Raw genomic sequence first — 13,352 nt, forward strand, 5'->3', positions numbered from 1 at the left:
GGACGTCATGGATTTCTCAAAATTCTTTATTGATCGACCGATTTTTGCCATTGTGCTGTCGATCATCATGTTCGCCGTGGGCTTGATTGCCATCCCGTTGCTGCCCTCTGGCGAATATCCCGAAGTCGTCCCGCCCAGCGTCGTCGTGCGCGCAACCTATCCGGGCGCCAATCCCAAGGAAATCGCCGAATCCGTCGCCGTACCATTAGAAGAAGCCATCAACGGTGTAGAAGGGCTGATGTACATGAAGTCCGTCGCGGCGTCCGACGGCACCCTGCAAGTCGTCTCCACCTTCCGTCCCGGCACCGATCCGGACGATGCCACCGTACGCGTACAAAACCGCGTCAGCCAGGCACAGAGCCGCCTGCCCGAAGAAGTCCGCCAGTTCGGTATCACGACACAAAAGCAAACGGCGACGCCGCTGATGTACGTGGGATTAGCCTCTACCGATGGCCGTCTCGACACGCTGTACCTGCGCAACTACATCACGCTCAAGGTCAAAGACGAACTGGCTCGAATCCAGGGCGTCGGCAATGTCGGCGTCTATGGATCAGGCGACTATGCCATGCGCGTCTGGCTGGACCCCGACAAAGTCGCCGCCCGGCAACTTACGGCAAGCCAAGTCATTGCTGCCGTACGCGAACAGAACGTGCAAGTCTCTGCCGGCCAACTCGGTGCAGAGCCTAGCACCAAGGACACCGACAAACTCCTGTCCATCAACGTGCAAGGCCGGTTGAAAACCGAACAGGAATTTGGCGACATCATTCTGAAAACCGGTGCAGACGGCCAGGTCGTGCGTCTGTCAGATGTGGCTCGCATCGAGCTGGGCGCCAGCGACTACACCTTGCGGGCCTCATTGAATGGCCAGAATATGGCCGCACTGGGCATATTCCTCACGCCCGGTGCCAACGCCTTGAAGGTGGCAGAGGAGGTGTACCAGACCCTGGATCGCTTATCCCGCGATCTGCCCCAGGCCACCTCGTTCGAATACTTGTGGGACCCCACCGTATTCGTACGCGAATCCATCACGGCCGTTCAGCATACCCTGATAGAGGCAGTCATCCTGGTCGTGCTGGTCGTCATCGTGTTTTTACAGACCTGGCGCGCGTCGATCATCCCGCTGCTGGCTGTGCCAGTATCCATCGTAGGCACATTCGCGTGGCTGCTGCTGCTCGGCTATTCCATCAATACCCTGACCCTATTCGGCCTGGTCCTGGCCATCGGTATCGTCGTCGACGACGCCATCGTCGTCGTGGAAAACGTAGAACGCTTTATCGAAAAAGGCCACAGTCCGCGCGATGCCGCTCACCTCGCAATGAAAGAGGTGTCCGGCCCCATCATCGCCATTGCGTTGGTGCTGTGCGCCGTGTTTGTGCCGATGGCTTTCCTGGATGGGATCACCGGACAGTTCTACAAGCAGTTTGCGGTCACGATAGCCATCTCCACCGTGATCTCTGCCATCAACTCTCTGACGCTGTCACCGGCGTTGGCGGCAAAGCTGCTGCAAGGCCACGGCGCACGCAAAGATGGGTTGGCGCGCGCCATAGACTGGAGCCTGGGTTGGTTCTTCAAACGCTTCAATCGCGGGTTTGAGCGCAGCGCCCAGGCCTACGAGCATACCGTTGGCCGCTCGTTCAAAAAAAGAGGGCTCGTATTTGCCGTATACCTCGCGCTGCTCGCAGGCACAGCGGTACTTTTTAATAGCGTGCCGGGCGGATTCATCCCGATGCAGGACAAGCTTTATCTGTTTGCGGGCGCCAAGCTCCCCGAAGGCGCATCGCTGCGCCGTACCGACGATGTCACGCAGGAACTTACACGTCGCGCACTGCAGATAGACGGTGTGCAATCCGTCTCGGCATTCGCGGGCCTGAACGCCTTGCAAGCCACCAACACACCGAATCTGACCAGCGCCTATGTCGGCCTCAAACCATTCGGCGAGCGCGGTCGCGACGCCACTGAAATCAGCGCAGAACTCAACCATGCGTTGGCGGGAATGGAGGGAGGGTTTGGGTACGCACTCATGCCGCCTCCCATACAAGGCCTGGGCAACGGCTCAGGCTACTCGCTGTTCCTTGAAGACCGGGCAGGCCTGGGCTATGCAGCGTTACAACAAGCGATGAACGCCTTTCAAGCTGAAATCGTCAAGACGCCCGGCATGAGCTACCCCGTCAGCGCCTATCAATCCAACATCCCTCAACTGGAAGTCAAAGTCGATCGCACCAAAGCCAAAGCACAAGGTGTCGCGCTCAACGATCTCTTTCAAACGTTGCAGACGTATCTGGGGTCTGTCTACGTCAACGACTTCAACGCTTTTGGGCGCGTCTATCGCGTGATGCTGCAAGCCGACGCAGACTACCGGCAAACCGCTGAAGACATCGGGAAACTGCAAACGCGCAACAGCGACGGGCAAATGGTGCCTATCGCGTCCATGGTGACCGTGGTTCCCGCCTACGGCCCCGATCCGGTCATGCGATACAACGGCTTTCCTGCGGCGGACCTGATAGGCGATGCCGATCCACGGGTCCTGTCCTCGGCCGAAGTCCTGGCCAAGCTGCAAGACATTGCCCAGAGGACCTTACCGCGCGGCATTGAGCTGGCGTGGACAGAGATGAGTTATCAACAGGTTGAACAGAGCGATGCGGCAGCCGTCGTCTTCGCGCTGGCGGTGATGTTGGTCTTTCTCGTACTCGCCGCACTATACGAGAGCTGGACCATGCCGCTGGCTGTCATACTCATCGTGCCTGTGTGCATCTGCGCAGCGCTTTTCGGTGTGTGGTTATCCGGCGGCGACAACAACATCTTTGTGCAAGTCGGTCTGGTCGTCCTCATGGGATTGGCGTGCAAGAACGCCATCTTGATCGTGGAGTTCGCGCGTGAACTGGAAATGCAGGGCGCCAGTATCTGGGACGCCGCCCGCACTGCCTGCCGCTTGCGCCTGCGCCCCATCGTCATGACCTCGATTGCCTTTATCGCTGGTGCAGTACCGTTGCTGATCGGGCAGGGCGCAGGCGCCGAGGTGCGCGCGGCGACGGGCATCACGGTGTTCTCCGGCATGCTGGGCGTAACGCTCTTCGGCCTGTTTCTCACCCCCGTGTTCTATGTCACGCTACGCAAACTCAGCGGCACTCAGCTCAGGCCGCAGGACAATACAGCCATGCAGGCGGCGACGATTCAACGCCATCATCCAGAATCACCGGAGCACACTCATGGCTAAGTCTCTAACGGTGCGCAGTCTGACCGTCGCGTGCAGCCTCATCGTAACGGGTTGCACAGTTGGCCCGGACTTTCATAGCCCGGCAGCCTCCGTACCCACCTCGACGCAGTTCGCACGCTATGAGACCGGCGAAGCCGAACCATCTGGCAGCGTGAGCTTGCCGGTCTTCGATGTGCGTGACACAGGCTTCTGGACTCAGTTCGGCGACAAGCAGTTGAGCGCTCTCGTACAACAGGCCTTGAACGGCAACCGCGACTTGCATGCGGCCTACGCTCGATTGCAGGGCGCCGATGCTCTACTGAACGAAACGCAGTTCGATCGTTTTCCTACCGTGACCATGAACGGCGAAGCCGCTCAGCAAAAACTCAGCCAAGATCAACTGAGTCCCGGCCAGCCGCGCTCTACGCGCAGCTACAACGCCCAGATCCAGGCAAGTTGGGAATTGGACCTCTATGGTCGCGTGCGGCGTACGGTAGAAGCACAGCAGGCGCAGCAACAGATGACGCAAGCCGACCTGGCCGCACTGCAAGTCATCATCGCCGCTCAAGTCGCAGATACTTATACACAGCTGCGTGGCACACAACTGCGCACGCAGATCGCACTGTCGCACGCGCAGAACCAACGCGATACCGCACGTCTGGTAGAACGCCGGCTACATGCCGGGATGGGCACGGACCTGGACCAAAGTCGGGCACAGGCCCAGTTACAGAGCACGCTGGCGCGCCTGCCCGCGTTGCAGGCCCAGATCTCCGTACTGCAACACCGACTCGCCGTGCTGTTGGGTGAACCCCCAGAGAGCCTCATTGCACGGCTGGACGCGGTACAGCCCCTGCCACAAGTACCGCCCATGTTGGACCCAGGCACACCTGCAGAATTGTTGCGCCGTCGACCCGATATTGCGGCAGCGGAAGCGCGGTTGCACGCAGCCACCGCCCGTATCGGCATTGCCACCGCGGATCTCTTTCCGCGTTTATCGCTGGGAGGTCTATTAGGCAGTTTCGCCTTGAGCGGCCATAACCTGTTCAATGCCAATACAGAAACGAGCAATGTTTTTCTGGGCGTAGATTGGTCGTTTCTCGACATCGGCCGCGTGCGCGCCCGCATTGCCGCCAGCGAGGCGGGTGCTGCCGAGGCGCTGGCCAATTATCAACAGACCGTGCTGGGTGCTCTAGAGGAAACGGAGAACGCGTTGGTGCGTTTGAATAGAAATAGAGACGAACTGCAAACGCTGCAGGCCGCCGTACAGCAGCGCAACAAGGCAGAGCATCTCGCTCAACGCATGTACCAAAGCGGCACATTAGGCTTGTTCGAGGTGCTCGACGCCCAACGTGAACAATTGGACGCCCAAGACATGGCGGCCGAAAGCCAGATCAATGCCGTGCGTTCGAGTATTGCCCTCTATAAAGCGATGTCTGGGCGCTGGGATCAAGCGGCAGATCTGCAGCGATATGCCGACGTCCGAGGTTAAAAAAAGAGCCGCACATGGCGGCTCTTTTCACGACCTCGCATGCCACTGAGGGAACACTATATTTCCCGCAGCATCGGCATCGACATCATCACGCATCAATATTCGACGCCGACAACGCATGCGTTTCAATAAACGCGCGGCGCGGTTCAACATCGTCACCCATCAACGTCGTAAACACTTCATCGGCAGCAATCGCGTCTTCGATCTTCACACGCAGCAAGCGACGGACCTTGGGATCCATCGTGGTTTCCCACAACTGCTCGGGGTTCATTTCACCCAGGCCTTTGTAGCGCTGCTTCGAAATACCGCGCTCGGCTTCGCTGCGCAGCCATTGCATGACCTCGCGGAAATCCGATACGAACTGCTCTTTGCGCTTGTCGCCCTCGCCACGCGCCACCACAGCGCCCGCGCCGATCAAGCCCAGGAACGTCTTGGCCGACTTGGCCAGCACCGCGTAGTCAGCGCCTTGTACAAAGTCGGCATCGATGACGCTGACCCGCACATTACCGTGATGCATACGGCGTACCATCAAGCGATGCTGCTCGTGCGCCTCGTCGAACTCGGCAGTGACTTCCACGCCATTTCCCGAGACCGCAGCGCGTAACGCCTCGGTCAACTGTTTTGCCGACGCGGCTGCAGTTTCTGCCGATGACAAATCGATCTCTACCCCTTCGGCCATTGCCGACAAGGCATCCACGTCAAACAAACGCGACAAGCGAGCAATCACGGCATCGGCCAGGACGTACTGACGTGCCAACTCGGCCAACGGCTCGCCGGTAATCGGGGCTGCACCTTGTGACGGCGTCAATTGTGCATCTTTCAACGCCAGCTGCAACATGAATTGCGCTTCTTCCTGATCGTCTTTCAGATAGCGTTCTTCGCGGCCGACCTTGACCTTGTAGAGCGGCGGCTGGGCAATATACACATAGCCGCGCTCCAGGAGCTCGGGCATCTGACGATACAAAAGCGTCAACAACAACGTACGAATGTGCGCACCGTCAACGTCCGCGTCAGTCATGATGATGAGACGGTGATAACGCAGCTTTTCCGCATTGAAATCCGGCCCGATGCTGGTGCCCAATGCGGTAATCAACGTCGCGATCTGTTCGCTGGCGATCAACCGGTCAAAGCGCGCCTTTTCTACGTTCAGCACCTTGCCGCGCAGCGGCAAGATAGCCTGGAATTTACGATCGCGCCCTTGTTTGGCCGAGCCGCCTGCCGAATCACCCTCGACGATGTACAGCTCGCACAAGGCAGGATCCTTTTCCTGGCAATCGGCGAGCTTGCCGGGCAGGCCTGCGCCCTCCAGCACGCTCTTGCGACGTGTCATTTCACGTGCTTTGCGAGCAGCCTCACGGGCACGCGCAGCCTCGACGATCTTGCCGCACAGGGCTTTCGCGTCATTGGGATTTTCCAACAACCAGCTTTCCAGCGTGCGGGCCACGGCTTCTTCGACAGCGGGGCGGACTTCGCTGGAGACGAGCTTGTCTTTGGTCTGGCTGCTGAACTTGGGCTCGGGCACCTTGACCGACAACACGCAGGCCAGGCCTTCGCGCATATCATCGCCCGAGGTCTCGACCTTGGCCTTTTTGGCCAGTTCGTTATCGGCAATGTACTTGTTGATAATGCGCGTCATCGCTGCGCGCAGCCCCGTCATATGGGTGCCGCCATCGCGCTGCGGAATGTTATTGGTAAAGCACAGCACGGTTTCGCTGTACGAGTCGTTCCATTGCATGGCGACTTCGACGCCCACCGGTACACCACCGGCACTGGACTCGGCCGTCACCGCAAACACGTTCGGATGCAGCACGGTCTTGGAACGGTTGATGTATTCCACAAACCCGCGCACGCCGCCGGAAAACGCGAAATTTTCTTCTTTGCCCTGACGCTGATCCACCAGGCGGATCTTCACGCCGTTATTCAGGAACGACAACTCGCGCAACCGCTTCGACAGAATCTCGTAGTGGTATTCGATGTTGTTGAAAATGATCGGATCGGCCAGGAAACGAACCTCGGTACCGCGCTTGTCGGTGGTGCCAGTCACGGCCAACGGGGCAACGCGTTCGCCTTGGCGAAACTCCATCTGATGCACTTGGCCATTGCGGCGAATGGTCAATCGCAGCCATTCGGACAATGCGTTCACGCACGACACACCCACACCGTGCAGACCGCCGGATACCTTGTATGAGTTCTGGTCGAACTTACCGCCTGCGTGCAGTTCGGTCATGACGATTTCTGCCGCGCTACGGCCGAATTCGTCGTCCTTGTGAATATCGGTAGGAATACCGCGACCGTTGTCGGTCACCGAAATCGAGTTATCCGTATGGATGGTGACGACGATGTCATCGCAATGACCGGCCAAGGCTTCGTCGATGGCGTTATCCACCACCTCGAACACCATATGGTGCAAGCCCGTACCGTCGGAGGTATCGCCGATGTACATGCCCGGGCGTTTGCGTACGGCCTCCAGCCCTTTGAGCATCTTGATCGAATCGGCGCCATAGCCGGTGTTCTCGGGATTGCTGTTCTGCTGATCTGACATGTTTATATCGCTAACACTTCAAAAGACGGCCTTGCGGCCAGAGCGCGGTGGGCGGCAGTATGCACGCCCCCGCGACATCGACCCATCGAGGAAAATCAAATCCGCATGGGCATGACGACGTACTTGAACTGGTCGTCATCGGGCAGGGTAATCAATGCCGATGCATTGGCATCCGGCATCACCGACCACTGAATATTTTCAGCCTTGACGTTGGACAGCACGTCCAACAGATAGCTGACGTTAAAGCCGACATCCAAGGCCTCATGGCCGTAATCGATGTCGAGTTCTTCCTGGGCTTCTTCTTGTTCCGCATTGGAAGAAGAGATCTTCATCAGGTTTTGCGCCAACTGCAGGCGCACACCTTTGAACTTGTCCGTCGTCAAAATCGCTGCGCGTTGCAAGCTGCCTTGCAGCGCCTCGCGGCTGATGACGAACTGACGCGTGTAGTTCGAAGGAATCACGCGCGTGAAATCGGGGAACTTGCCTTCCACGAGCTTGGAGACGAGTTCGACTTCGCCAAAGCGGAAACGAATCTGACCCGGCGCGACGTCAATGGATACGGGCTCGTCCGAGTCCTCGAGCAAGCGCTGCATCTCCAGCACGGTCTTGCGCGGCACGATGACTTCGTGACGCTGGGCAATGCCCTCAGCCTCTGTCGCGCAATGCGCCAGACGGTGGCCATCGGTGGCCACTGCACGTACGCAGCCGGCTTCGAATACCAGCAGCATGCCGTTCAGGTAATAGCGGATGTCCTGCTGCGCCATGGCAAAGTGCACCATGTTCAGCAAATGACGCAAGGTGCGTTGCGGCAGCGTCAGCGACACGTCCCATTTCTCGGGTTGGGCCACCGTGGGAAACTCGCTGGCGGCCAAGGTTTGCAACGCAAAGCGGCTTTTTGCCGATTGCACCGACAGCTTGTTGCTGGCCAATGCCAGTTTTACCTCGCCCGTATCGGGCAGCGCCTTCAAGATGTCCAGCAGCTTGCGCGCGGCCACCGTCGTGGACTCGTTGTCCTGTCCCACACCAAAATCCGCGTGCGTGGTGATTTGCACTTCAAGATCGGTGGCAATGAAAGCAACCTTGCTGCCTTCTTTGCGCATGAGGATGTTCGCGAGGATGGGCAGGGTATGGCGTCTTTCGACGATTCCCGCCACTGTCGACAGCGGTTTCAGCAATGCATCGCGCGTGGTTTGTACGAGTTGCATGTTCATCCTTTTAGAGTTTGTTCCAACACGTGCAGGGTATGGTTCAGCTCTGCCTGCTTGGCGCGGGCATCAGAGATTTTGCGTACTGCGTGCAGCACGGTCGTGTGATCGCGGCCGCCGAATAAATCGCCGATTTCGGGCAGGCTCTTTTGGGTTAGCTCCTTGGCCAGGTACATCGCGACCTGACGCGGCAAAGCAATATTGGCCGGCCGCCGTTTCGAATACATGTCGGCGACCTTGATTTTGTAGAAATCCGCCACGGTTTTCTGGATATTTTCCACCGTGATCTGGCCGTTCGATACAGACAGCAGGTCTTTGAGCGCTTCTTTGCACACATCGACCGACACCACATCGCGCCCGTGAAAACGGGCATAGGCCAGGACCTTGCGCAAGGCGCCTTCGAGCTCGCGCACGTTGCTGCGCAGGTGCTTGGCGATAAAGAAGGCGACCTCTTCGGGCATCGGGACGCCCTCGGACTCGGCCTTGCGCAGCAGAATGGCCACGCGCATTTCCAGCTCGGGCGGCTCGATCGCCACCGTCAGGCCGGAATCGAAACGCGAAATCAAGCGGCTGTCGATACCAGCGAGTTCCTTGGGGTAGGTATCGCTGGTGATGATGATCTGCTTGCGCTGCGCCACCATCGCCTCGAACGCATAGAAGAATTCTTCCTGCGTGCGGCTTTTGCCCGAGAAAAACTGAATATCGTCGATCAGCAGCAGGTCCAGCGAGTGGTAATAGCGTTTGAAGTCGTCAAACGCCTTGCGCTGATAGGCCTTGACCACGTCAGACACATACTGGTCCGCATGGACATAGCGCACGCGCACACCCGTGCCCGCCGCCACCATGGCGTTACCAATGGAGTGAATGAGGTGAGTCTTGCCCAGACCCACGCCACCGTACAAAAACAGCGGGTTATAGGAAATGCCGGGGTTTTCAGCCACCTGCAACGCCGCCGCGCGAGCCAATTGGTTGGCCTTGCCGGTAACGAAGTTTTCAAAGGTCAAATCGGTGTTCAGGCGCGAACGTTCGTACACCACACCGGCGGCATCAGCCTGCATCGCCGCTGCCACATTGACTGCGGGTGCGGCAGGTACAGGCGCAACGGCCGCTGGGGCTGGCGGCGCCGCCGCGGCAATCGCGGCGCCGACCGCGACTGGACCCGGCGGTGCGGCGCCGGGTACCGGCGCCCGGGGAGCGGTCGGAATACGGGCTGCAGCGCCATTGGCGGGCAACTCGAACGCCACCTGTACCGGTCGCTGAAACCATTCAGCCGCCAATGCCTCGATCTGGTGAGAAAAGTTCTTGCGCACCCAATCCAGCTTGAAGCGGTTGGGAGCGGCTACGCGCAACACTGCCTGCGTTTCGTCGTACGCAAGCGGTACCAGCGGCCGTATCCAGGCGCTGATTTGCTGAGGGGGGAGTTCCTGCTCTAGACGACTGACGCAGGTCTGCCAGAATTCTTTCATGTCGCTCTTATTCAAACCTCGATTCTACCTTGGTTAGGGGCAGGTTATCCACAGGCTATTCTGGTCTCTTCACTGTTCCCTTGCCGTAACTGTTTGACAAAGCAGAGAAAACTTGCTGAAATGATGGGCTTTTCCGAATTCTGTCTGTCAGAAGGTTCTTTTTACTACGCCTGAGAGGCCCCGCGCCCCTTAGCCATTATGTAGGCCAACGCACTATGCACTGGCCAGGAACCCGTCGGGCAGGTCCCTTCTGACTTTTGTTCTTTTTGTGGATCGTCCATGAAACGCACCTACCAACCTTCAGTTACCCGCCGCAAGCGTACCCACGGCTTTCGCGTGCGCATGAAAACCCGCGGCGGCCGTGCCGTGCTGAACGCTCGCCGCGCCAAGGGCCGCAAGCGCCTGGCCGTCTAAGGTCAGCACCGGGTCTGTTGCGTTTCACGCATCGACCACTGGTTGTTCATGCCGCGCGCCACGCTTCCTCCAGAGGCGCGGCTGCATCGCCCCTCTGAGTTTGCTGTCGCCCTGAAAGGCCGACGGCTGGCCCGAGGGGCTTTCTTCATTCTCAGTGCCGCCGCGCCCAGTGGCTTGCCCACGGGTCAGGCGGCTCAGGCACGTCTGGGCATGGTCATCGCCAAACGCTTCGCCGCGCATGCGTCGACGCGCAACGCGCTCAAGCGGGTCATCCGCGAGGCCTTCCGGCATCGCCGTTTGCAACTGCCCCCCCAGGACTACGTGTTGCGCTTGCACAGCAAGGTGGCACCGATGTCTCTGACCGCACTGAAACGGCTGGCTCGCACCGAAGTGGACGCTCACTTTGGCCGAGTCAAGCCACGAGAATGATGCCATGCTCAAAGCCTTGCTCATTGCGCCTATCCGGTTTTACCGCTTTTTTCTCAGCCCCTGGCTGGGGCGGCAATGCCGGTTCACGCCGACGTGCTCTGCTTATGCGATCCAGGCGATTGAACAACATGGCGCCTGGCGTGGTCTATGGTTAGCAGCGCGTCGCATTGGCCGCTGCCACCCCTGGTCACCAGGCGGCCACGACCCGGTACCGCCTTCGCATCACCCCGATGGGGCCTCATGTTGCGCGCATCACCGCCGCACTGATCCCAATTGACGCTAAACTTGTGGGTTTGCCGCTCCGATTTTGGCCGGCCCGCATACCTACCGTAGGCACCATGGATATCCGACGAACCATCCTGTGGATGATTTTTTCCTTCTCGCTGTTGCTTCTGTGGAACAACTGGCAAGTCCATAGCGGCAAACCGTCGCTTTTCGGGACGCCTCCCGCTTCCTCCAGCGCAGAATCATCCACCAACGGCGCGCAAGCCGGCGCCAACGGACAGGCTGCGACACCGTCGGTGCCCAACGCGCCTGCTGCCGCTGCGCCCAGCACAGTTCCTGGCGCCACGCCCGCACAGGCTCCCGCCCGCGCGGAGCAGGTCGTCATCACGACTGACGTGCTGCGTCTGACTTTCGATACGGCAGGCGCCCAGTTGGTTCGTGCCGAGCTGCTGAAATACCCAACCGCGGGCCAGCCTAACAAGCCCACCGTACTGCTGGATCGCTCTCCCGAGCTGACCTACGTCGTGCAATCCGGCCTGGTGGGTGCGCCTAATGGCGAAAGCTTCCCCAATCACCAGACACCGTTCCGTTTGACCTCGAGCGAACGCGAGCTATCCGGCGACACCCTGAAGGTCTCCTTCGAGGCGGAATCCGGTGGTCTGAAACTCACCAAGACCTATACGCTGCATCGCGGCCGCTACGACATCGACGTCCAGCATGCCCTGAACAACGTCTCCGGCCAAGCGCTGTCGCCTTCGCTGTACCTGCAGCTCGAGCGCGATGGCAATGATCCGGCCGATACGTCCAGTTTCTATCACACGTTCACCGGCGTCGCGGTCTACTCCGAGCAAGAAAAATTCCAGAAAGTCACGTTCTCGGACATCGCCAAAAAAAAGGGCTCCTACATCAAGCAAGCCGACAACGGCTGGCTGGCGATTGTTCAGCATTATTTTGCGACCGCCTGGGTTCCCCCGGAAGGCAAGGCCCGTACGAACGAACTGCTGCAGGTCCAACCTAATTTGTACGCGGCTCGCAGCATCGAAGCCGTCGGTACGGTCCAGCCCGGCGCGACGACCCAGGTCGATTCGCACCTGTGGGTCGGCCCTCAGGACCAAAAAGCCATGGCCGCGCTGGCGCCCGGGCTCGATACCGTGGTCGACTATGGCTGGTTGAGCATCATCGCCAAACCGCTGTTCTCGTTGCTGACCTGGCTGCACGGCCTGCTGGGCAACTGGGGCTGGGCCATTGTTGCGCTGACCGTCATCATCAAAGCGGTGTTCTTCCCGCTGGCAGCCGCCAGCTACCGTTCGATGGCGCGGATGAAACAAGTCGCGCCCCGTCTGCAGGCCCTGAAGGAAAAGTACGGCGACGATCGCCAGAAACTCAATCAGGCCATGATGGAGATGTATCGCACCGAAAAGATCAACCCGCTGGGCGGCTGCCTGCCCATGTTGGTGCAGATCCCGGTATTCATCGCCTTGTACTGGGTGCTGTTGGCCAGCGTCGAAATGCGCGGTGCGCCCTGGATCATGTGGGTGCATGACCTGTCGGTTCGCGATCCGTACTTCATCCTGCCCGCCGTGATGATGGCCACCATGTTCCTGCAGATCAAACTGAACCCCACGCCGCCGGATCCCATCCAGGCCAAGGTCATGATGATCATGCCTCTGGTGTTCGGCGGGATGATGTTCTTCTTCCCGGCAGGTCTGGTGTTGTACTGGTGCGTCAACAACACGCTGTCGATTGCTCAGCAGTGGACCATTACGCGCGGGATCGAGCGCAAAGCCGCTGAGGCGGCCAGCCGCTAAGGTCTGGCGCCCCTAGGAAAAAGCCCCCGCGGCGCCTGGCAGGCATCGCGGGGGCTTTTGTTATGAGGCCGCGTTATTCCGGATCCTTGAGCTTGCGCGCGGCCTGGGCCAGCCGGCGATAACGTTCGGCAATCTCGTTGATTTCGTCTTCTTCCATGTCTTCGATATCGACCAATTGATCACTGGCTCCCTTCAACGTCATCAGCAACTCATCCAATTTGACGTGCAAGGCACGGCTGTCCTTGTTCTGATTTTGCTGGATCAAGAAAACCATCAGAAAAGTAATGATGGTAGTGCCCGTGTTGACGACCAACTGCCATACTTCGGAAAACCCCGCCCACGGGCCGGCCAGCGCCCATAGCAGAATGATCAACACGGCACAGCCAAAGGCCATCGGCGAGCCCGTCGCCCGAGCGACGGCGCTGGCGAAATGATCGAATAGCCGGGCCATCCGCGATTGAGAGGAATGTTCATGCGCTCGAGCCCCACGGCTCTCGGCCGCATGGCCGGCCGGCGTATCACGGTGTTCAGCCTTGTTGATCTTTTGGTTCATGGCATGCTCCTTTGCAATGACGGAAAGC

General features: G+C 59.2%; 10 protein-coding genes. 6 read left to right on the forward strand and 4 right to left on the reverse strand.

Features of this window, described 5'->3' with window-relative positions:
• The first annotated feature begins 7 nt into the window (after positions 1-7).
• Positions 8-3,214 carry an efflux RND transporter permease subunit gene (locus ACYVIT_RS23295; RefSeq protein WP_415808205.1) on the forward strand — a complete coding sequence of 1,069 codons (3,207 nt, stop codon included), beginning with the start codon at positions 8-10 and terminating at the stop codon, positions 3,212-3,214.
• Positions 3,207-4,682, forward strand: coding sequence for an efflux transporter outer membrane subunit (locus ACYVIT_RS23300; protein WP_415808206.1), 1,476 nt, complete (start codon positions 3,207-3,209; stop codon positions 4,680-4,682). Before ACYVIT_RS23295 ends, ACYVIT_RS23300 begins: the two co-directional genes overlap by 8 nt.
• 88 nt (positions 4,683-4,770) lie before the next feature.
• On the opposite strand, the gene gyrB is transcribed toward ACYVIT_RS23300, so the two are convergent.
• The 3 genes from gyrB to dnaA all read right to left on the reverse strand — a co-directional run bounded on the left by gyrB (position 4,771) and on the right by dnaA (position 9,895).
• Entirely contained in the window at positions 4,771-7,224 is a 2,454-nt protein-coding gene (gene gyrB / locus ACYVIT_RS23305) for a DNA topoisomerase (ATP-hydrolyzing) subunit B (RefSeq protein WP_415808207.1), read from the reverse strand.
• A 95-nt stretch (positions 7,225-7,319) separates the two neighbouring features.
• A complete protein-coding gene (dnaN, locus tag ACYVIT_RS23310) occupies positions 7,320-8,429 on the reverse strand; it encodes a DNA polymerase III subunit beta (protein ID WP_415808208.1) in 1,110 nt (369 codons plus the stop codon).
• A 2-nt stretch (positions 8,430-8,431) separates the two neighbouring features.
• Positions 8,432-9,895 carry a chromosomal replication initiator protein DnaA gene (gene dnaA, locus ACYVIT_RS23315; RefSeq protein WP_460478294.1) on the reverse strand — a complete coding sequence of 488 codons (1,464 nt, stop codon included), beginning with the start codon at positions 9,893-9,895 and terminating at the stop codon, positions 8,432-8,434.
• A 279-nt stretch (positions 9,896-10,174) separates the two neighbouring features.
• Here dnaA and rpmH point away from each other — a divergent pair, with 279 nt between their 5' ends.
• The 4 genes from rpmH (at position 10,175) to yidC (ending at position 12,771) form a co-directional block, all read left to right on the forward strand.
• Entirely contained in the window at positions 10,175-10,309 is a 135-nt protein-coding gene (gene rpmH, locus ACYVIT_RS23320) for a 50S ribosomal protein L34 (RefSeq protein WP_003800771.1), read from the forward strand.
• A 48-nt stretch (positions 10,310-10,357) separates the two neighbouring features.
• Positions 10,358-10,738 carry a ribonuclease P protein component gene (locus ACYVIT_RS23325; protein ID WP_415808210.1) on the forward strand — a complete coding sequence of 127 codons (381 nt, stop codon included), beginning with the start codon at positions 10,358-10,360 and terminating at the stop codon, positions 10,736-10,738.
• A 4-nt stretch (positions 10,739-10,742) separates the two neighbouring features.
• Entirely contained in the window at positions 10,743-11,015 is a 273-nt protein-coding gene (gene yidD, locus ACYVIT_RS23330) for a membrane protein insertion efficiency factor YidD (RefSeq protein ID WP_415808211.1), read from the forward strand.
• A gap of 61 nt (positions 11,016-11,076) precedes the next feature.
• Positions 11,077-12,771, forward strand: a complete 1,695-nt coding sequence (gene yidC, locus ACYVIT_RS23335) for a membrane protein insertase YidC (protein ID WP_415808212.1) — start codon at positions 11,077-11,079, stop codon at positions 12,769-12,771.
• A 73-nt stretch (positions 12,772-12,844) separates the two neighbouring features.
• On the opposite strand, the gene ACYVIT_RS23340 is transcribed toward yidC, so the two are convergent.
• Positions 12,845-13,324, reverse strand: a complete 480-nt coding sequence (locus tag ACYVIT_RS23340) for a low affinity iron permease family protein (RefSeq protein ID WP_415808213.1) — start codon at positions 13,322-13,324, stop codon at positions 12,845-12,847.
• Positions 13,325-13,352: the final 28 nt, after the last annotated feature.

The sequence above is a fragment of the Bordetella muralis genome (assembly GCF_054781015.1).

What these genes read in the sequence shown, in the direction of transcription:
- ACYVIT_RS23295 (WP_415808205.1), top strand. Translation starts at nt 8, where the DNA reads ATGGATTTCTCAAAATTCTTTATTGATCGACCGATTTTTGCCATTGTG.
- ACYVIT_RS23300 (WP_415808206.1), top strand. Translation starts at nt 3,207, where the DNA reads ATGGCTAAGTCTCTAACGGTGCGCAGTCTGACCGTCGCGTGCAGCCTC.
- gyrB (WP_415808207.1), bottom strand. Translation starts at nt 7,224, where the DNA reads ATGTCAGATCAGCAGAACAGCAATCCCGAGAACACCGGCTATGGCGCC.
- dnaN (WP_415808208.1), bottom strand. Translation starts at nt 8,429, where the DNA reads ATGCAACTCGTACAAACCACGCGCGATGCATTGCTGAAACCGCTGTCG.
- dnaA (WP_460478294.1), bottom strand. Translation starts at nt 9,895, where the DNA reads ATGAAAGAATTCTGGCAGACCTGCGTCAGTCGTCTAGAGCAGGAACTC.
- rpmH (WP_003800771.1), top strand. Translation starts at nt 10,175, where the DNA reads ATGAAACGCACCTACCAACCTTCAGTTACCCGCCGCAAGCGTACCCAC.
- ACYVIT_RS23325 (WP_415808210.1), top strand. Translation starts at nt 10,358, where the DNA reads ATGCCGCGCGCCACGCTTCCTCCAGAGGCGCGGCTGCATCGCCCCTCT.
- yidD (WP_415808211.1), top strand. Translation starts at nt 10,743, where the DNA reads ATGCTCAAAGCCTTGCTCATTGCGCCTATCCGGTTTTACCGCTTTTTT.
- yidC (WP_415808212.1), top strand. Translation starts at nt 11,077, where the DNA reads ATGGATATCCGACGAACCATCCTGTGGATGATTTTTTCCTTCTCGCTG.
- ACYVIT_RS23340 (WP_415808213.1), bottom strand. Translation starts at nt 13,324, where the DNA reads ATGAACCAAAAGATCAACAAGGCTGAACACCGTGATACGCCGGCCGGC.